The 16,996-nt window shown below is 41.1% G+C and carries 25 protein-coding genes, 1 other RNA gene and 1 pseudogene; 3 read left to right on the plus strand and 24 right to left on the minus strand.

All coding sequences use genetic code 11. The annotated features are described in order from the left end of the window. Both QUB68_RS24345 and QUB68_RS24350 read left to right on the plus strand, forming a co-directional pair. On the plus strand, nucleotides 1–1,335 hold a 1,335-nt coding region (locus tag QUB68_RS24345; protein ID WP_332997279.1), incomplete at its 5' end, for a hypothetical protein. 39 nt (nucleotides 1,336–1,374) lie between these two features. Then, complete coding sequence (locus QUB68_RS24350; RefSeq protein WP_332997280.1) at nucleotides 1,375–1,593, plus strand: hypothetical protein; 219 nt, start codon at nucleotides 1,375–1,377, stop codon at nucleotides 1,591–1,593. 91 nt (nucleotides 1,594–1,684) lie between these two features. On the opposite strand, the gene QUB68_RS24355 is transcribed toward QUB68_RS24350, so the two are convergent. From QUB68_RS24355 to QUB68_RS24365, 3 genes and pseudogenes are all read right to left on the minus strand, one after another. Next, a complete protein-coding gene (locus QUB68_RS24355) occupies nucleotides 1,685–2,158 on the minus strand; it encodes a hypothetical protein (protein WP_332997282.1) in 474 nt (157 codons plus the stop codon). Between the two features lie 175 nt (nucleotides 2,159–2,333). Then, nucleotides 2,334–3,155, minus strand: a complete 822-nt coding sequence (locus tag QUB68_RS24360) for an ATP-dependent DNA ligase (RefSeq protein ID WP_332997567.1) — start codon at nucleotides 3,153–3,155, stop codon at nucleotides 2,334–2,336. 92 nt (nucleotides 3,156–3,247) lie between these two features. Then, a pseudogene (locus QUB68_RS24365) lies at nucleotides 3,248–3,481 on the minus strand (hypothetical protein); the annotation flags it as partial. A gap of 107 nt (nucleotides 3,482–3,588) precedes the next feature. Between QUB68_RS24365 and QUB68_RS24370 the strand changes: the two are divergent. Beyond that, the gene (locus QUB68_RS24370) at nucleotides 3,589–4,827 is read left to right on the plus strand and encodes an RNA-guided endonuclease InsQ/TnpB family protein (protein WP_332997284.1); all 1,239 of its coding nucleotides are present in this window, start codon (nucleotides 3,589–3,591) and stop codon (nucleotides 4,825–4,827) included. 391 nt (nucleotides 4,828–5,218) lie between these two features. On the opposite strand, the gene QUB68_RS24375 is transcribed toward QUB68_RS24370, so the two are convergent. The 21 genes from QUB68_RS24375 to QUB68_RS24475 all read right to left on the minus strand — a co-directional run bounded on the left by QUB68_RS24375 (nucleotide 5,219) and on the right by QUB68_RS24475 (nucleotide 16,423). Then, nucleotides 5,219–6,421, minus strand: a complete 1,203-nt coding sequence (locus tag QUB68_RS24375) for an RNA-guided endonuclease InsQ/TnpB family protein (RefSeq protein ID WP_332997286.1) — start codon at nucleotides 6,419–6,421, stop codon at nucleotides 5,219–5,221. Between the two features lie 45 nt (nucleotides 6,422–6,466). Then, nucleotides 6,467–6,637 carry a hypothetical protein gene (locus tag QUB68_RS24380; RefSeq protein ID WP_332997288.1) on the minus strand — a complete coding sequence of 57 codons (171 nt, stop codon included), beginning with the start codon at nucleotides 6,635–6,637 and terminating at the stop codon, nucleotides 6,467–6,469. A 173-nt stretch (nucleotides 6,638–6,810) separates the two neighbouring features. Further along, complete coding sequence (locus QUB68_RS24385) at nucleotides 6,811–7,221, minus strand: DUF1257 domain-containing protein (protein ID WP_332997290.1); 411 nt, start codon at nucleotides 7,219–7,221, stop codon at nucleotides 6,811–6,813. 20 nt (nucleotides 7,222–7,241) lie between these two features. Beyond that, nucleotides 7,242–7,862, minus strand: coding sequence for an HNH endonuclease signature motif containing protein (locus QUB68_RS24390; RefSeq protein WP_332997292.1), 621 nt, complete (start codon nucleotides 7,860–7,862; stop codon nucleotides 7,242–7,244). Between the two features lie 12 nt (nucleotides 7,863–7,874). Further along, the gene (locus QUB68_RS24395; protein ID WP_332997294.1) at nucleotides 7,875–8,084 is read right to left on the minus strand and encodes a DUF2997 domain-containing protein; all 210 of its coding nucleotides are present in this window, start codon (nucleotides 8,082–8,084) and stop codon (nucleotides 7,875–7,877) included. 177 nt (nucleotides 8,085–8,261) lie between these two features. Next, nucleotides 8,262–8,549 (minus strand): hypothetical protein, encoded by a 288-nt coding sequence (locus QUB68_RS24400; RefSeq protein ID WP_332997296.1) that lies wholly within the window; start codon nucleotides 8,547–8,549, stop codon nucleotides 8,262–8,264. Then, on the minus strand, nucleotides 8,521–8,685 hold the full coding sequence (locus QUB68_RS24405) for a hypothetical protein (protein WP_332997299.1): 165 nt from the start codon (nucleotides 8,683–8,685) through the stop codon (nucleotides 8,521–8,523). Before QUB68_RS24405 ends, QUB68_RS24400 begins: the two co-directional genes overlap by 29 nt. After that, nucleotides 8,682–8,915, minus strand: coding sequence for a hypothetical protein (locus QUB68_RS24410; protein WP_332997301.1), 234 nt, complete (start codon nucleotides 8,913–8,915; stop codon nucleotides 8,682–8,684). Before QUB68_RS24410 ends, QUB68_RS24405 begins: the two co-directional genes overlap by 4 nt. Before the next feature lie 65 nt (nucleotides 8,916–8,980). Next, a complete protein-coding gene (locus QUB68_RS24415; RefSeq protein ID WP_332997303.1) occupies nucleotides 8,981–9,319 on the minus strand; it encodes a DUF3846 domain-containing protein in 339 nt (112 codons plus the stop codon). 560 nt (nucleotides 9,320–9,879) lie between these two features. Continuing rightward, on the minus strand, nucleotides 9,880–10,176 hold the full coding sequence (locus tag QUB68_RS24420) for a hypothetical protein (protein ID WP_332997305.1): 297 nt from the start codon (nucleotides 10,174–10,176) through the stop codon (nucleotides 9,880–9,882). Between the two features lie 30 nt (nucleotides 10,177–10,206). Next, nucleotides 10,207–10,503, minus strand: a complete 297-nt coding sequence (locus tag QUB68_RS24425; protein WP_332997307.1) for a hypothetical protein — start codon at nucleotides 10,501–10,503, stop codon at nucleotides 10,207–10,209. 10 nt (nucleotides 10,504–10,513) lie between these two features. Next, nucleotides 10,514–11,065 carry a hypothetical protein gene (locus QUB68_RS24430; protein ID WP_332997309.1) on the minus strand — a complete coding sequence of 184 codons (552 nt, stop codon included), beginning with the start codon at nucleotides 11,063–11,065 and terminating at the stop codon, nucleotides 10,514–10,516. A 109-nt stretch (nucleotides 11,066–11,174) separates the two neighbouring features. Beyond that, nucleotides 11,175–11,543 carry a helix-turn-helix domain-containing protein gene (locus QUB68_RS24435; protein WP_332997311.1) on the minus strand — a complete coding sequence of 123 codons (369 nt, stop codon included), beginning with the start codon at nucleotides 11,541–11,543 and terminating at the stop codon, nucleotides 11,175–11,177. Beyond that, a complete protein-coding gene (locus tag QUB68_RS24440) occupies nucleotides 11,527–11,757 on the minus strand; it encodes an HNH endonuclease (protein ID WP_332997313.1) in 231 nt (76 codons plus the stop codon). Before QUB68_RS24440 ends, QUB68_RS24435 begins: the two co-directional genes overlap by 17 nt. A 154-nt stretch (nucleotides 11,758–11,911) precedes the next feature. Then, the gene (locus tag QUB68_RS24445; RefSeq protein ID WP_332997315.1) at nucleotides 11,912–12,133 is read right to left on the minus strand and encodes a hypothetical protein; all 222 of its coding nucleotides are present in this window, start codon (nucleotides 12,131–12,133) and stop codon (nucleotides 11,912–11,914) included. A 91-nt stretch (nucleotides 12,134–12,224) separates the two neighbouring features. Further along, nucleotides 12,225–12,785, minus strand: a complete 561-nt coding sequence (locus tag QUB68_RS24450) for a Rieske 2Fe-2S domain-containing protein (RefSeq protein ID WP_332997317.1) — start codon at nucleotides 12,783–12,785, stop codon at nucleotides 12,225–12,227. A gap of 382 nt (nucleotides 12,786–13,167) precedes the next feature. Further along, entirely contained in the window at nucleotides 13,168–13,344 is a 177-nt protein-coding gene (locus QUB68_RS24455; protein WP_332997319.1) for a hypothetical protein, read from the minus strand. After that, an RNA gene (locus QUB68_RS24460) (hammerhead ribozyme type II) lies at nucleotides 13,344–13,409 on the minus strand. The genes QUB68_RS24455 and QUB68_RS24460 overlap by 1 nt, the downstream gene beginning before the upstream one ends. 19 nt (nucleotides 13,410–13,428) lie before the next feature. Beyond that, nucleotides 13,429–13,713 carry a hypothetical protein gene (locus tag QUB68_RS24465; RefSeq protein WP_332997320.1) on the minus strand — a complete coding sequence of 95 codons (285 nt, stop codon included), beginning with the start codon at nucleotides 13,711–13,713 and terminating at the stop codon, nucleotides 13,429–13,431. Nucleotides 13,714–13,722: 9 nt separating this feature from the next. Continuing rightward, complete coding sequence (locus tag QUB68_RS24470) at nucleotides 13,723–15,285, minus strand: AAA family ATPase (RefSeq protein ID WP_332997321.1); 1,563 nt, start codon at nucleotides 15,283–15,285, stop codon at nucleotides 13,723–13,725. 91 nt (nucleotides 15,286–15,376) lie between these two features. After that, the gene (locus QUB68_RS24475; RefSeq protein WP_332997323.1) at nucleotides 15,377–16,423 is read right to left on the minus strand and encodes a hypothetical protein; all 1,047 of its coding nucleotides are present in this window, start codon (nucleotides 16,421–16,423) and stop codon (nucleotides 15,377–15,379) included. Nucleotides 16,424–16,996: the final 573 nt, after the last annotated feature.

Here is a 16,996-nt window from a genome sequence, read left to right on the forward strand (position 1 = left end):
GAACGTGGGGAACCAGGTGAACGTGGGGAACCAGGTGAACGTGGGGAACCAGGTGAACGTGGGGAACCAGGTGAACGCGGGGAACGCGGGGAAACTGGTAAAGAAGGGATTCAAGGAGAACAGGGAGAAATTGGGTTAACTGGTTTTGATGGTCAGCCAGGTATAAAGGGCGATCGAGGTGAACGCGGTGCTGACGGAATTCAAGGGATTGCTGGTGATAAAGGCGATCGCGGTGAAATTGGTATCCCCGGTATTCCCGGCGCAGTTGGTGCAACTGGTGCAACTGGTGCAACTGGTGCAACTGGTGCAACTGGAGTTAAAGGCGATCGAGGTGAAACCGGAAGCAAAGGTGATCGAGGTGAAACTGGTGCTACTGGTGCTCAAGGAATTCCCGGCGCAACTGGAGCTACTGGTGCAACTGGAGCAACTGGAGCAACTGGAGCAACTGGAGCAACTGGTGGAAAAGGCGATCGAGGCGAACAAGGAATTCAAGGGATTGCTGGTGCATCGGGTCAACCCGGCGCAAAAGGCGATCGAGGTGAAGTTGGAATTAATTGGCGCGGGACTTGGGCACCGACAACTGCGTATGTTCCCCGAGATTGTGTAGCGCATAACGGCAGCAGTTATATTGCCACCGCCGTCAACACAAATTCAGTTCCCGCCATGAGTTCGAGTTGGAATTTGTTAGCCTCTCAAGGTGCAACGGGTGCAACGGGTGCAACTGGTACAACGGGTGCAACTGGTACAACGGGTGCAACGGGTGCAACGGGTGCAACGGGCGAACGCGGTTTGCAAGGACCACAAGGTGCGATCGGGCTTCAAGGTGTTCCCGGTGCAAAGGGAGACAAAGGTGACAGAGGTGATTCAATTCGGTGGCGCGGTGCTTGGAATGTATCAACTGCTTATGTCGTATCAGATGGCATTTCTTACAACGGCAGCAGTTATGTAGCCCTGGTTGCGAACACCAATACTTTACCGGGTGTCAGCTCAAATTGGATGCTTTTGGCTCAGCAAGGCGCTTCGGCTCCGGGCCCTAAATGCACCGTAATAAATCACCCTTTGACCTACAACGGAAATAATTTAATCCAAATTCCTTTGAATTTTGGTTCATGGCAAATTCTAGGAATTACCGGAACGTGCCACATGAGTAACGCCACAGCCAACTGGGTCGTTACGCCTAACTCCCCAGTTGGCAATCCCGGTCAGATTCCACCAAATGGCACTTATGATTTTACATTTGGTGCTGGCAGTAGCGCAGTCCGAATAATTATCAAGCCAAACTCGTTTGTGCTTGGACAGCAAATGACCTTCAAAATTCTAGTTTGGCATGAATAATTGATGTTACAATTGATTAGTTGAGCTAGGCTAGTTGCTATGCCGATCGAATTTACCGAATCACAGCAAACCATGAAATATCAAACACCTATGGAAGATTCCGCAATGCTTCAGAAACAAGCTAGCATTTTGTTATCCGAAAGCCAGCAAGTCATTGATCGCATGAACGGAATTGATTCGCGAATAATGGCTCAAGATTTCTCTCTCTGCATCGGCTGGGGACGAGTAAAAGTTTGTGTAACGATTGAAGAAATCTAAGTTTCTTCTTTAACTTTGTTCTTGATCAACAAAAAACGCCTCTCTGCTCCAGAGGCGTTTTTTATTGGCAATTTCAGTTCAATTAGCTAGTTTAGGTTTGAACCAACAAAGCTTGAGCCACTACAATTTCATCAATTGTTTTTCCAATGATAAACAAACCCACATAAGGATCATTGGGCGCGTCAACAAAACAAACTTTAGTCTCAGCAAGGGAAGCGAAAGTCGAGTACAGTTGGACATAATACTCCAGTCCTTCAGCAGGTAATCTCAGATTTTCGATTCCACCCATAGCCGATGCTACTTCGGACTTGCAACCGTCTACCAATGGGGTGAATACTTCTATTAAAGTTTTGCAAGCGATCGGTCTATCAATCGGAACCTGATAACTTGCACCACCAATTCTGCGACGCATAGAAGCATCGGCAGATAAAATCTGAGGGTCAGTAAATGATTTGGTTCGCCGAATCGTCAACGGAGAATCTGATTCTGAGGTTCCCCAATAATTGTAATCTCTGATGATCGTTCGCAAAGCAGCCACGATCGCGCCAGCCGTTGGTACAGTCATAAGTTTTAATTAAGAGTAGAAACTAATTCAATTTTATCATTAAATTCGTGTTAAATTCGTGTTAAATTCGTGTTAAATTCGTGTTAAATTATTGTACAATTATTGTACAATTAATTATGCTTTTTCCATATTGCGGTAAAACAGTGCCTCGCTTCCAGGTGCTGTTTTTTTTTGGTCAAACAAACTTTGAGAAAACTGGGTGTCTCAAACTTCTGCCTGAAGTTATCCCCAAATAAATAACTTCTATTTGTTGACCTAAGAACATTGATTGATTTTCCCAGATATTCGATCGTTCTGCGTCGGTGAAGCCTGTGCCAATTTTGACCGTGATAGTAACTCCATTAACTAATCCAGCAACTATTAACCTTCCCAATGAATTTTTGTACTTCCCGGTGCCACGGTCAAAACCTGTAATCGTGAAATCGGATTTTACAAAGTTTTTTACTTTCAGTAAATCGTGCGATCGACCTTCTCGATATGCCACCGTCGGATTCCTTAGCATTGTGCCTTCAGGAAAACCAGCAGCGTTGTTAATCTGATTCTGCGCTTGAATAGCTACAGGATTATTTTCAACATAAACATAAGGAACTGGTACAAGAATTGATTGATTATCAGGGATTGATTCAGTAATTGATTCAATCATCAACTCTGTGCTAACGAATTGATAACTTTCAATCTTTTGTGCAAATACATGGAATTGCATACGCAGTTTATCTGCGACATTAATCTTTACCGAATCACGGGCAATTCCTGAGATGCGATCGAATGACTCCCCAGGAATGTACAATTCACCATCTAAAATGGTGCTTATTCCCTGATAACATAGGCTTTCTATGTGTTCTAACCCAATGTATTTTGTTTTCTGAGTCCGACTCAATAGCCCTTTTCCTGGGATAAAAAGACAACGTACTCCATCAATTTTAGGGCTGCTGTACCAACCGGGTACATTGTAATTTCTAGTTGGATTGTAGTTCTGTGCTAGTTGACAATTAATCATTCTTGCCACCAATGTTTTGTCTATTGTAGCACTGAATTAAACGCACAGCAGAACGCTACTTCTGCTGTACATTTGATTCTAAAAGCAGAACATTAAATTGCTAAAAACTTCGACAAAATTTCACCGTCAATTTGCGTATTTTGTTCATGTTCGCCGGGAACAAATTTATTGCGGACAATATCAGCCCAAATAAAATTGATTCCGGCTGCATCAGCGCACCCTTTATCTTCTGGTCGATCGCCGAACATCCAAATATCAATTTTTGTTCGATGATTCTGATGATAGGGAGTACAACTAGCGATCGCTAGCTCAATCATTCCTTGATCTGGTTTACGAAAAAATTGGGTCTAAAGCCCCGTCCTTCCAGGACGGCTTTGATTATTCTATTATATTTATCTACTACAATACCAGATAAATATGCTATGCTTAGAGCATGATAGTAAGAGAAGCCAAGCTAAAGAACGGAACAAAAGAGCAATACTTAGCCCTTGATGAAGCTATTCGCACAGCCCAGTTCATCAGGAACAAAGCTGTACGTTTTTGGATGGATAATCAAAAAGTTAGTAAAGCCGTTTTGTATAGCCTATGCAAGGATTTAGCTAAGGAGTTTCCTTTTGCAAAGAAGTTGAACTCTGCTGCTAGACAAGCTAGTGCTGAACGGGCTTGGGCTGCTATCTCTATCTTTTATTCCCGATGCAGAAAAGGTGCGGGGAAGAAAGGCTATCCCAAATTCAAAAAACATTGTCGCTCGGTAGAATATAAAGTTTCAGGCTGGAAACTCTCAGAAGATTGTAAGTCAATTACTTTCACTGATGGTTTCGAGGCTGGAACTTTTTCTATATTTTGTAACAATGAAACTCAGGAAGACTTGCACAGATTGAAAATTAATCGGGTGCGAGTAGTTAGAAGGGCAGACGGTTACTATGCTCAGTTTTGCTTTGATGCTGACCGGAAAGAAACAGGAAAATATACAGGAAATGTTGTCGGCTTAGATTTGGGGTTAAAGTTTTTCACCAAAGACCAAAAGGACAACGCAGTAATATACCCTCAATTCCTACGGAAGACAGAGAAGCGGCTCAAGAAAGCTCAACGTCGTCTGAGTAAGAAATTTGTTAAGGGTGCTAAACCCCAATCAAATAATTATCATAAGCAAAGGAAAAGGCTGGGTAAAATCCATCTAAAAATCCAAAGACAGCGTAAAGACTGGGCAATTAAGCAAGCTCGGTGCGTAGTCCACTCTAACGATGTGGTTGTCTATGAAGATTTGAAGATTGCTAATATGGTGAAAAATCATCACTTGGCTAAGTCGATTTCTGATGCAGGTTGGTATCAGTACACTCAATGGCTAGACTACTATGGCAAGATTTGGGATAAGGCGGTGGTGGCGGTATCGCCTAACTACACCTCTCAAGATTGCTCTAATTGCGGTCATCGAGTGAAGAAATCACTCAGCACCAGAACTCATTCATGCCCGAATTGCGGGATTGAGATATGCCGGGATACTAATGCAGCCCTTAATATTTTGCAAAGGGGAATGAATCTGCTGGGTACTGAGTGGCAGAAAAACGGTACTTCTGGGCAAGAAGAATCCGCCTCGGAAGAGGGAAAGCATGGGGAGAAGACCGCCTCTACTGTTGAAGGGCAACCTGATATAGCAAGTGGACTTCTGTGAACCATGAATTAGAATCCCCGTGCCTTCAGGTCGGGGAGTATGTCAAGAAATGGTTTCTGTGTTGTTCGGTTAGTTCTCGAATATCCATATTTGTGAATATTCCAACAAATATCACCAGCAAAATCAGGACAAGCAAATATTCTACTTAACCCCGGAAACAGCGAAAGTGTTTTTTGTTGCTCCAAAATCATGTTTGCGTTCGTTTCGATTTAATCGATTTTCGAGGTAAATCAGTTGCTGGATCAATTGCAGCACATCCACCTTGATTAGTCGCGCCAACACAGAGAAAGCCTTTACTGGTGTAATATGCAAGTGCCTCAGTTGCGCCTGCAATCGGTTTTTGATCTGTGGGTTGATATCCTCCCCACTGATGAATCAGGGGGATTCCAATCTACCCAAACAACAAAAGCTGCCTAGGGAACTGGTGGGTTGACGCTTCGCTGGAAGATGCCACATTAGATGTGGTCTTACTCCGTCCTCCACGTCCGTTTATAGTCTCAGGCAATCCGCCCGCGACTTTTATATTAATCGCTGCATTCTCGTCTCGATCGTGAACTGCTCCACAAAATAAGCAAGTCCATTCACGGACTGAAAGTTCTTTCTTTCCACCAATCTGTTTGCAGCAAGAGCAGCGTTGACTGGTTGGTTCCCAGCGACTAATAACCCTGAAATCTCTGCCGTACATTTCTGATTTAGCTTCCAGCATTGTCCGAAAAATTCGCCAGCCTAAATCGGAAATAGCACGGGATAATTTACGGTTTTTCATCATGCCAGCAACGTTGAGGTCTTCCAGAACTATCGTTTGGTTCTCACGAATAATTCTAGTGCTCAATTTGTGTAGAAAATCATTGCGAATATCAGAGATTTTGGCGTGAATCTTTGCAACTCTGCGACGTGCTAATTCCCTTCGCTTACTTCCCTTCTTTTTTCTGGCTAACTTACGCTGTGCCTTGTGCAGCTTTCTTAGATGCTTTTTAAGAGGCTTGGGAGCTTTTATTTTCTCGCCTGTACTCAGAGTAGCGAAGTCGGTTATACCAATATCCACACCAACAGATTGTCCATTGTCGGGCAATATTGTTGGAGCTACTTCGACTACAAAGCTGATAAAGTATCGGTTCGCAGCATCTTTAATTACCGTGACCGAACTTGGCGGAGATGGCAATTCCCTTGACCAAACAACTTTGATTTTGCCAATTTTGGCAAGGTAGACTTTTCCATGTTTAATGGAAAAACCTCCGATTCTGAATCGTGCTGACTGCCTGCTGTTACGCTTCTTGAATTTCGGACGGCTAACTTTTTTACCTTTTCGCTTGCCTTTGAATGAATCAAAGTAGTTCTTCCAAGCCACTCCCAAATCGGCAACTGATTGCTGCAAGGGGATGTTTGAAACTTCTGCTAGCCATTCCCGTTCTTCCGACTTTTTGGCTTGAGTAATGAAAGTCTTTTGCAGATTTCCGTTACTTGGTAGCTTTTCGGATGAATTACATAAGGCTAGTGAATCATTCCATACAACACGGCAACAACCAAACAATTTAGCAAGATTGTGAACTTGCGGAGGAGTTGGATATATGCGATATTTGTATCGTTGTTTCATGAAACTATTTTAGCATTAGAACAACCATTGACATAAATAGATATGTTAAGAATATGACTCATTTGAAGAAAGGAAAGAAGGCGGTTGAAACCGCTGCCGACTTGTCCCCATGTCTAAAGCCAGGGGCTTGCGTCTCGCTTCTCGGTCATTGATAAATGTCTGACCTGATGCGGTTTCCCGCAATGTACCATCTAAATCCCAAATCATTAGTTTCATTTTTTTAGAGCGGGAGCTACCCGCTAAAACGCTAATTTTGTTGAAACGTATGCTCAAAAGATAGTTTTTGTTCGCTATCTACTTTGCTTTTGCTTTTCAAATGCAAAGCAAAGTATATGTTTTGCTTTGCATTTGAAATCATCCCGGGGTTAAACCAAATGATAGTTTTGGCATTAACTCCATTTACCTGCAATAATTTTCAATGTGCCATCCTGCTCAATCTGAGATTCAATCTCAAACCCCTGAGCTACCAAAGCAGCAATGGCATTTTCACGCGCATACCAAGGCAACAACGCTTCCATAAACTTCTGAGAATCCTGTTTGCTGCCGTCGCGCGTCAGAAATTCAAACTCATCCTCAACCAGTTTAAAACCAAAATCGTAGCCACCTTGATAATTTTGTTTGCGTCTGATCACAAACTCAGCAAGTTTACTGTTACCGAATGGATCGTGAATTTGGGCATCTCGATCGAGATGTGCTCCTGTGAGAATACCGTTAAGACCATCGGCAATCATTTGGTTAAGAATAGATTCAAGGACAATGGCATTCTTGATGGTTGTTTTGATTACACTTAAATGAGACATGGTTTTCCTGATGTAAAGAACTAAATGGTTATATGTTTCCAGGTTTTGTTTTTCTTGATGTCAGAAATGGCTCCTATTCCAACATCAAAAATCTCAGCAATTTGCTTGAGAGTTAGGTTACTCTCAACTAACAAGGACTTGATTTGACGAACATTGCTCTCATTCAGTTTTGCTTTGTGGTGATTTTCACCTTTAGGCTTGTTTGAACGACCTTTGTTTATACAATCAATTAAGTTTTCCTGTTGAGTTCCGATAAACAAATGAGAAGGATTAATGCAACCTGGGATATCGCAGGAATGGCAAACTTGCATATTCTCAGGAATTTTACCTTTATAAACCTCGTATGCTATACGATGAGCGTATTTTGTTTTACCATTCACACTAATCTTACAATAACCATGACCATTGTTTGGCAAATCTGTTAACCAACAGTTATCTTTGCTAGTAATGTGATTTTCTAATCGTTGGCTAAGTGGTAAATATTTTGGTCTTAGTTTTGCTAAACCATTTTTTCGCTTGTATTTAACAACTGAATCTTTGCTAATTCCAAAGGTTTCAACAGTTTCTTGTAACGTATGATTAGTTGCATATTGAGCAATTTCGTATTGTTTTTCAAGCGAAAAATTGAGTTTAGTAGCCATTTGACATTCTCCTTAAATTACATTTTGAACATTTGTTTCTGTTTCGGAAGCAGAATACAAATTTGTTTCTTGAGCTTCAGGTAATAGTTCTTGCGATTGAACTTCACCCAATGCTTTTTCTAGTTCTGCTGTTATCGCAGTACAGTCAGTACCAGAGGCAAGAACTTTCTCGGTAATAGTGCCATCTTTGTTGATAGTAATTTCGATTTTGTAATATTGCATTGGTTGCAAATAGCCGGGAATCAGAGTATCCGGCAAACTTACACATTCCGACTTTGAGGTGATGTGTAAGCGCTAATTTATGAAAGCGGATTTACTTAAAATCGCATTCTGTCAAATACGATTATTTGGTTTTAGGTTTGAGATTTTTGGTGACAGCCACAGATTAAATTATTAAACTTATCTTGGACAAGCATCATCAATTGCGCGATCGAACGCAGCATCAGTTGGTTCATCTAACATTCCAACCGAACATAACCATGCCAACTGAATATCGCGTCCGCCACGACAGATATTTTTATCAGTTGAATGACAAATATGTTGTCCATTCCCCATCAAATTTTCGATGTATTGTTCAAAATCCGCCAAAATTAGCGGTTCTCTCCCGGCAAACGGACAAGTTAGACAAGGTGATTTCTGGACTGGATAAGTCCTCATGTCATTGGGGTTGAGTTGTGGTTTTTTCATGGTGATATCTCTCTTGTTGTTGACCGATTGGATAAGCTTCTTCCTGGTATTCGTTTTCTTCAGATTTAGTTGTAGTTGTAGCTGATTGGCAACCAATTAATGTGATTGCTACAGCTACTAAAGCATATTTCCTCATTGATTTATTCCTCTCAAATTCTCGTACAATTTAATAGCTATCTTTTCCACCTCTCCACGGGGATTGATAGTTTTTGGAGTATCAATCAAAGTAGATAGCAACAATTCACCTTCAAAATACACGCATATTTTGAATTGATTTCCTGGACTATCATCCCAAAGTTTCGTGTTTTCAAATGTAAACTTGTGGTAACCGTCGGGTTCATACCACCGATAGAAAACTGTTTTCAATTGAATTCCTCGTGATAATTGATTACCACCCCTTTTAGCTCCTGGTGGTACTGAGCATTAAATTCCTACCTCTGATACAGTTTGGTTTCTTGTTTAATTATTTCAGTTTGCTTCAGTGTTAACAAACCAAAATCTCCGTTGGCTGCATCAGTTCCCAAAATAAGCACTTGTCCATGAATCACAACTTTTTCAGCAGTATAACAAGTTGGTTTATAACTTTTTAGTAAAAACTCGTCATCACAAATCATGATAATTGAGCGATCAGAATAGCTATGATAAGAAGCCACTTCTATGTAAGCTGGCTCATTTTCAATACCTACCAGATTCTGCATTTCTTTGAGAGTTAGCATTTCATCAGCATTGTGAACGGTGATACTTTTGTCGTCAATCAGAACGTAAAACATTATTTGACTGGGAGCGATCCAGTTAAACGCTATTAGGACGATGGTGCTAAACAATCCGGCTTATACTTCGCGATCGTTGCAATAATCCAAGTAAATTCCAGTTGGATTTATTGCACAACAAAACGGTTGTTTGTTGACAAACTTACAATCATGACATTTCATTACTCCTACGGGTTGTTTCAAACTAGGTTTAAAGATTGCTTGACCTGAAGATGTAAACCTTAGAATGTTGTTAAACATTTTCAGGTCATCAATAACTTCTACTAAAGTTTTATGTCCAAAAGGACTACGAATTACTGCATCAGAATGAAATGATCCATCAGAAGAAACTTCCCAGATATAAAGGTTCATTTCAAAAGTTTTTTGTTTCGTCCATTCTTTAGTTATACTTTTACAAATAACTGCTCTAGGAGTTACTGTAGAATCTGTACCAAATCAAAAAAAAGCATCTTCCTCTCCCATAAGTGTTCAAAATCAATACTCAAAGCAAAGCATTACATCATCATTTTGATACCTAATTTGCAAAGATAGACGGGAGCAACCCGCCAATCCGCTAAAGTTTAAAACTCTTTGTACTTCATGGAAACATCACCATTTGCAATCATTTCTGTTTGCACAGCATTGGTTTCTTCAGTATCATTAACACTGAATATCTCCGCAGGTTCAGAGCCATCTTTGACTTTGCGATACTCCGATCGAACTGCTTCTCGGCATTTATCTTGAACAATTAGCAAACACGCATCCTCATTTTCTGATGGGTCAATCTGTGCCCACAGTGTACAACCGATGGTAACACTGTTAAAATCTTGCAAATTAAATTTGCGTTCATAACTCACGGCAATTGTTTTTATGATCATTGTTTGATTTACTCCAAAAACTATCAATATTCAAAGCGAAGCATTGGCTTTAATTTCTGTTTGTTGTCTAATTTGTTGAACCCAATCGCGATGGATTTCAAACAATTCACAAAGACTTTCAACTAAGGAACTATCCTGGGCAAGTTGTGAACAATCTTTTTCAATATCATCAATTTCTTGGGGACTCAACAAAATACTGTAATGATTTTTCAGTATTAAACAAAGCCCTTGTTGACTTAAGCCATCGCACTCTCTTCCGCATCTAACTAGCCATCCAAAAGTTAACTTATATTGCTGCATAATTGAATGGCGGTAGCGAACCGCCAAATACGCTAACTTATTGTTTCCAATCAGTCACAAAATCGATTATTGTGTCAGTTCTTGCCTCTTTCCGCCACACCATCCATGCAACGGTACATGAATCTGTTTTCCCATTCCCTGTAAAACTTGGTCTAGGTTGCCCAAGAATTATCAGGTTAGTGAGTTTGGTTTTGTGCGATCGTAACCATTCACCTCGATTACCCGCTGGTTCTAAATAGCTCAATCTCAACAGAAATGCAACACCAACTGTCGCTGCTTCGTAAGCCAAAGGAAGTATCAATGCTGCTTGATTGAATGGTGGATTTGTGACAACCCAATCACACTGATTTGCTTCTTGCCATCCCCTCCAAATCTCTGGTTTTGTGGCATCAGCATGACAATGACAAATCCAAGCAGGGTTAATATCATTGGTATAAACAACATCAATGCCCTCATGTTTATCAATGACACTGGCGATCGCACCATTTCCAGCACAAGGTTCAAGTACAGTTCCTGCGATCGACACTCGCTTCAGCAATTGCTTTGTTACCGCACTTTCTGTTGGATAAAAATCATTAGCTTTTCTCATTCATTTTAACCTTTTCTACCTTTTTACATCTCGCCAAAGCGTTTTAATCCTCTACGTTGGCGTAGCCCCCGTAGGGGCGGGCTTCGCTAACGAAACGAACGCCTAAATTTTAAGCATTGTACTTGATGTTTTCAAGTTCTTTCATCAGTTGTTTTTCACCAATTAACGTCACTACTTCATCAAACAATTGTTCAAGTTCTTGGGAATGCAATCCAGCTAAAGGTAACAGTTCTCCGTATTCAAATGAAAGAACATTTTCTAGTTTTCGCAGCAATTCACGGTTAGGGATAGAATGATTATTCTCAATTTTTGAGATATACGTGTTATCTACTCCCAATTTTTTTGCCAAAGATGCTTGGGTAAGTCCTAGCAAACATCTTTTGTGAACAATTGCTTCACCTAATGTTGAAATTTCTATGATCATTGTTCCTATTTGTTTTCCTATTGTTGTTGATGTGAATTCAAAACCACAAACCATTTATTTGAATTAATCGTTCAACCTTTTTCTCACGTTTGCGATGATGTTGGGCGTGAACAAAACTCGAAGAGCAAATTTCGAGATTTTCAGGATGATTATCCTGAGAATCGTGATTAATGTGGTGTACTACTTCTCCCGATCGTAATGTACGTCCTAACTTTTGTTCTGCCACAAGCCGATGGACAAGAAAAGTTTTGGTTTTGTACTTACCCATAATTCCCTCAATAAGAACATCAAACTTCAAAGTGAAACATTATCTCTGAAAATGAAGCGAGAAAATAAATTAAGAAAATGAAGTAAAATCCCCGTTGGCGGGGAAGTGATTAATGTGTTTGCTGCAAGGCTAAACAACACATTAATTATCTCACTTATTCATCACATTCATTTTCAAATTCATATTCAGATTCTTCATGCCAATTAATCGTCACTACATTGAGAAACTGTTTTTCAACTCCAGTGATTAATTGATTGGCATTTTCCATGCAAACCTCGGCTGTAGCTCTATCATCCCAAATCTTTGCATCTTCTAGCTCAGTTACCCACGCTAATGGGGAATCTGTTAACCAAACTACTTGGCTGTTCTCTGTCACTGTGCCAATTGAACAATAAATGAAACAAACTGCGTATTTCTGCATAATTAATTGGTGGAAGCGAACCACCAAAAACGCGATTTATTTGCTTTTAAGAAAAAGGATTTTCACAAAAAACTTGTGGAACTAAATTGCCCTTAGAATTCCATTGCAATCCATGAGCGGGACAAACTTTAATTCCATGTTTATTGCAAGCAACCGAACTCAATTTAGTGCCTCGATGTGGACAACGTTCTTGAGAAGCATCAACATCAGGCATAGATGAAGATGTACAATAGAATTTCTCAAGATGGGGAAACCATTCAATATGATGCTCAGGAATTTGCAAAGGAAATGGTGGGAAATCGCGATTACAGCGCAACACTTTTTCGGTTTCACCTACAACATATTGGCGGGAGATAACTGCTGAGTAAACTAGGTCAGCTCCAAGTCCATTATTAGAAAAATCAGACCAATCAGAGCGACTAAGAAATCGCCAGTCAATATGAATATGCTCATCAGGAAATCCAATAATTTCCTGATCTGTATGAAAATCCCCAATTACCGGAAGCATATAGGTTTTTTCATACTTAAAACCAATGGTTTCTATGCACCTGACTAAATATTTTCTGTTTACAATTGGAGGCTTGTTTAAATCAATTACTCTTTCCATTAGTCTTTCCATTAAGTTTCTTTAGTTTGGTGTTTGATTGCATTTATTTTAAATTGAAGCAAAGGTTAACGATTGCTCAATTTAAACCTTTTATTTGTTATCTAACTTCTGGAAAATATTCCCAAAGGAATTCCAGAAAATTTCTCGTATTCTTTCCCGATTTCGTGAACGATCGTTCCCAATAATCTATACATTCGATCTTGGTCTTTCCCATCAAATGTCCCACATTCTCATGACGTGAGACATCATAAAAATGGTATAGATAGCCATGACTTTCTTCTATTCTGTGTTGAACTGACCCGGTTATATATGTTGCTGTTTTCATTTGATTCTGCTCCTATGGATTGGTGGAGCGGGACGCTACTCCCGCTAAAGCTAATTATTATTGTTCTGATTCAACAGCCTCAAGATGCTGTTGAGATTGAGCTAGATGAGGGGGAATAATGATTTTCCCCTCCCATTCTTTCTCTAACTTATCCAATGCTTCTTCCTCTGAAGAAGCCTCAACCACTATTGTTTTTAAACCTTGCCGATTTACATCGGCAATATATTTAGGCATTTGATTTCCTCATCAGTGCTGGGAGTACAATTTACCCAGCAGACACCCCTCGGGGTGTTTCGGCTTAGCTAACTAATCAGCTAACTAATCGTATGCAAACACTTTTACTATGTTTGCATATTGAACTATTCCGTCTTCCCAAACGGTTTTAGAAACAACAGATTGTGGTGATTCGTTAGTCTGTTCGGGGAAATGTGGCAGGACTGGCTCTGCCCATCCTGCTATTCCATTGCTCCATGCAAACCCTCCTTGTTCAGTAAGACCCAAATAGCTCCATTCTCTATCAGAATCTAAGATCCCAAATTTTTCCACATTCAACAATTGCGCTAATTCTGCAAAAGTTTCTTTTCGTCCGGTTACGTCAATCATTGTTTTTCTTCAATTTTGGTCAACAATCAAAAGCGAAGCATTACATTTGGGTTGCAAAACTTCTTCAAAGCTGGCAGATTTAGCGCCCGATCGAACAGCCCAGGATTTAAGCGCATCAATTTGAGGTTGAGCAATTTTAGCTAAAGGAATGCAACAGGCGATCGAATCTAACAAATCGAGCATCGTAAATTCTTCATCACGACTAAACCCATGCTGCATAGCTTCGTAGATTACCTGCTCAATCTCAGCACCGGAGAAATCTTTGCTCTTTTTAGCCAGTGATTCAATGTCAAAATCGTTGATGCGATCGACACGCACCCGATTCAAGTGAACTTTGAAAATCTGTTCCCGCTCTAACTGTGTGGGCAATCCAACCCAAAATAAATCATCTAACCTTCCCTTGCGTAACAGTTCCGCTGGCAACACTTCAACATTGTTGGCGGTCATCACCACAAATACCGGTGCCGTTTTTTCTTGCATCCAAGTTAACAATGTGCCGAATACCCGCCGGGATGTCCCCGAATCACCGTCGCTGCCACTGGTGATGTTGCCAAAGCCCTTGTCAATTTCTTCTATCTGCAAAACGCATGGGCTTATTGCTTCTGCTAATCCAATGACCTGTCTAATCCGCGACTCTGATTCCCCAACGATGCCGCCAAACAAGCGACCAATATCCAATCGCAGCAACGGCAACTGCCATTCAGCAGCGATGGTCTTAGCACTCAGAGATTTACCCGTACCTTGGATGCCAGCCAACAGCAAACCTTTGGGAGCGGGCAACCCGTACTCGCGGGCAGCGTCGGTAAATGAGTTCGATCGCACTCTCACCCATTTCTTCAAATTCTCCAATCCGCCCACAGATTCCATACCCGATTGCACGGGGATAAATTCGAGAATTCCAGTCTCGCGGATGTTCTGGCGTTTTTCCTTGATGATGAGAGCGATCGCACTTTCATCAACTTTTCCATTACTTGCCAAACACTTTGCCAACACCCGTGCAATGCGACACCGAGTCAAGCCCTGACAGGCTTTCAGTAATTGCTCTTTTTCTAAACCTACTAACTTCAGTTTCTTCCCAACCAGTCGATCGACCTGCTCAGATATCTCATCGATGCTGGGCAAACTGAAATCTACAACCGTCGTTTCTTCCCGTAATTCGATCGGTAACCGCAACTGTTCTGACATCAAAACCAAGCATCGGCGATCGCGCGCCATCTCCCTAGCCAAATTTTTAATCTCACGGACGATCGGCAATTGCCCCGCTGTAATCTGCCCATTAGCTCCCGGCGTTATGAGAGTCGCCACATCTTTGAGCACAAAAATACTCCCCACATCCCCGGACATTTTTGCTACACGAGCCAAAGCTGCCATCGGATTGCCTTTGTCCGCACCTTCCTTATCGCTCCAACCGCGCGAAAAACACCAAAAATAAATCTGCGACTTTCGAGCCTGTGCCACCTCTAATAGCGCTTCCTCCGCCACTTCTTCCTCTGCACTCACCACATACAGCAGCGGGTATCGTGCTGTCAACATTAACTCCAACTCTGATTTAATGCCCATACTTTTCGCCATTACTCATTACCCATTACTCATTACTCATTACCCAAAACAAAAAACGCTACTCAGAAGCAAAACATAAATTTTGCTCCTGAGTAGCAAAACATTATTTGCTATTTGCTACTGCTTTACTCTTTTTGCCTGAGCTTGATTGAAATTCTTGCAACTGAGCCTGCAAATTGCTGACTTCAGCAGCCAAGCTTTCATTAGCTGTCTGCAAACCTTCAACATCCACATCAACTTCGAGAGCAGATGTAGACTTTTGTTGGGATTGCAAGCGAGTTATGGTTTCGTTAGCTTGTTTGAGTTGTCCCTTCAAGGTAACTAACTGAGATTCGATCGCATTTTTAGCCCCAACCACCGTTTGCAGTGATTGAATCTCACCATGCAATTCGCTAATTTCGGACTGCTTTTGCTCAACTTGACCGTTGATTCGAGCAATTTCTAGGGTTCGATCGCGCTCTTTCACTTCCATCTGAGCCAGTTCTGCTAGCCTTCCTTCAGCAACCAACAGTGATGTCTGTAAATCATTACGTTCTGAACCCAAAGTTTCCAATTGTTGCCTGAAAGTATCAGAATCAGCCAACTGTTGTTTGTTCAGGTTCATGTAAGCTTCACGCAACTCTGTACGCTGGCGCTCGTACTCTGATTTGTAAAAACTCAGTTCTACTTGCAACTGAGGAAAATCCTTGAGTTGCTGCTGCATCGCACTATTTTCTTGCGACAACAACTTCATGCGATCACCCGAAACACTGGTATCAGCTTTTTGGTAAGCCAGTTGAAAACCTGCGATCGCCATCTGACGCATCACTGCCAAGTATTCTTCAGGAATATCTGACTCTTCTAGCAAACCGTCGTTACTTGCTTCCAGAATTACTGAAGCTAAGTCTTTTTCACTGCGTCCCTGTTTGAGCGACGCTAGGTTTTCCGATCGCCACTCTTTGAGTAACTGACAGATTACGTCTGTGCTACCACCAATGCCATAGATATGCTTGAGCGCCGATTGTACCGATCGACTCACAATCCCTAGTCTGTTTTTTTGAAGCACCGCACAAGCGACATCAAGCATCTCTCGGTTGATTGCTGTCTGATTCTTGTCGATGTCAAATCCTTGTAAGTCAAGCGTGGTAAATGTTGTCGGTAATTTTGCCATTATTGTCTCCTAATGCAATAAGTTTCTAAACGGTTAGCGTTGTTTTTCTGGAATTTTTGACGAACAGATTGCGTGTCTATCACAAAAACAAAGGACTAATGGATTTTGCTTGACTGCTTGGATAGACTTTTGCCGTGCAACACGCCCGCAAATCGTTTGTTACGCGAGGCTACCTGCTTTCAAAATGTAAGATATGCTTAGGCTTTTTTTGATGCACTCTCCATCCCCTAGTAAGCCCATTGCAGTGCAATCTAAACCTCAAATACAATTCATTTGCGTCCTTAGTTACTATCTTTTTTACTAAGATTAGTAGCTATTGTTTTAATGTCGTATGTATTAATTTTACAACATTAATGCAGAGTTTTACAAGGGTTTATTGAGTATTTCAATCATTATTTTTTCTACTTTTAAATCCTGGGTAACCGCATCTTTACTCTTCCTCCATATTTTTGATGCTGAGTAATCAATGATTAAATTTGAGCAACGAGAACCATCAATCTAGAATCATCAGCTTAAGTAAAGCTCATCCTAAATTCGTCACTATTACTATCTTTTTCACTCGATCGATAGCAG

Source organism: Microcoleus sp. A006_D1 (assembly GCF_036702805.1).
Classification (GTDB): domain Bacteria; phylum Cyanobacteriota; class Cyanobacteriia; order Cyanobacteriales; family Microcoleaceae; genus Microcoleus.

What these genes read in the sequence shown, in the direction of transcription:
- QUB68_RS24395 (WP_332997294.1), bottom strand. Translation starts at nt 8,084, where the DNA reads ATGCAATATTACAAAATCGAAATTACTATCAACAAAGATGGCACTATT.
- QUB68_RS24390 (WP_332997292.1), bottom strand. Translation starts at nt 7,862, where the DNA reads ATGGCTACTAAACTCAATTTTTCGCTTGAAAAACAATACGAAATTGCT.
- QUB68_RS24415 (WP_332997303.1), bottom strand. Translation starts at nt 9,319, where the DNA reads ATGTTTTACGTTCTGATTGACGACAAAAGTATCACCGTTCACAATGCT.
- QUB68_RS24455 (WP_332997319.1), bottom strand. Translation starts at nt 13,344, where the DNA reads ATGCCTAAATATATTGCCGATGTAAATCGGCAAGGTTTAAAAACAATA.
- QUB68_RS24430 (WP_332997309.1), bottom strand. Translation starts at nt 11,065, where the DNA reads ATGAGAAAAGCTAATGATTTTTATCCAACAGAAAGTGCGGTAACAAAG.
- QUB68_RS24400 (WP_332997296.1), bottom strand. Translation starts at nt 8,549, where the DNA reads ATGAAAAAACCACAACTCAACCCCAATGACATGAGGACTTATCCAGTC.
- QUB68_RS24350 (WP_332997280.1), top strand. Translation starts at nt 1,375, where the DNA reads ATGCCGATCGAATTTACCGAATCACAGCAAACCATGAAATATCAAACA.
- QUB68_RS24470 (WP_332997321.1), bottom strand. Translation starts at nt 15,285, where the DNA reads ATGGCGAAAAGTATGGGCATTAAATCAGAGTTGGAGTTAATGTTGACA.
- QUB68_RS24370 (WP_332997284.1), top strand. Translation starts at nt 3,589, where the DNA reads ATGATAGTAAGAGAAGCCAAGCTAAAGAACGGAACAAAAGAGCAATAC.
- QUB68_RS24360 (WP_332997567.1), bottom strand. Translation starts at nt 3,155, where the DNA reads ATGATTAATTGTCAACTAGCACAGAACTACAATCCAACTAGAAATTAC.
- QUB68_RS24450 (WP_332997317.1), bottom strand. Translation starts at nt 12,785, where the DNA reads ATGGAAAGAGTAATTGATTTAAACAAGCCTCCAATTGTAAACAGAAAA.
- QUB68_RS24435 (WP_332997311.1), bottom strand. Translation starts at nt 11,543, where the DNA reads ATGGTTTGTGGTTTTGAATTCACATCAACAACAATAGGAAAACAAATA.
- QUB68_RS24465 (WP_332997320.1), bottom strand. Translation starts at nt 13,713, where the DNA reads ATGATTGACGTAACCGGACGAAAAGAAACTTTTGCAGAATTAGCGCAA.
- QUB68_RS24405 (WP_332997299.1), bottom strand. Translation starts at nt 8,685, where the DNA reads ATGAGGAAATATGCTTTAGTAGCTGTAGCAATCACATTAATTGGTTGC.
- QUB68_RS24420 (WP_332997305.1), bottom strand. Translation starts at nt 10,176, where the DNA reads ATGATCATAAAAACAATTGCCGTGAGTTATGAACGCAAATTTAATTTG.
- QUB68_RS24375 (WP_332997286.1), bottom strand. Translation starts at nt 6,421, where the DNA reads ATGAAACAACGATACAAATATCGCATATATCCAACTCCTCCGCAAGTT.
- QUB68_RS24385 (WP_332997290.1), bottom strand. Translation starts at nt 7,221, where the DNA reads ATGTCTCATTTAAGTGTAATCAAAACAACCATCAAGAATGCCATTGTC.
- QUB68_RS24475 (WP_332997323.1), bottom strand. Translation starts at nt 16,423, where the DNA reads ATGGCAAAATTACCGACAACATTTACCACGCTTGACTTACAAGGATTT.
- QUB68_RS24355 (WP_332997282.1), bottom strand. Translation starts at nt 2,158, where the DNA reads ATGACTGTACCAACGGCTGGCGCGATCGTGGCTGCTTTGCGAACGATC.
- QUB68_RS24380 (WP_332997288.1), bottom strand. Translation starts at nt 6,637, where the DNA reads ATGAAACTAATGATTTGGGATTTAGATGGTACATTGCGGGAAACCGCA.
- QUB68_RS24440 (WP_332997313.1), bottom strand. Translation starts at nt 11,757, where the DNA reads ATGGGTAAGTACAAAACCAAAACTTTTCTTGTCCATCGGCTTGTGGCA.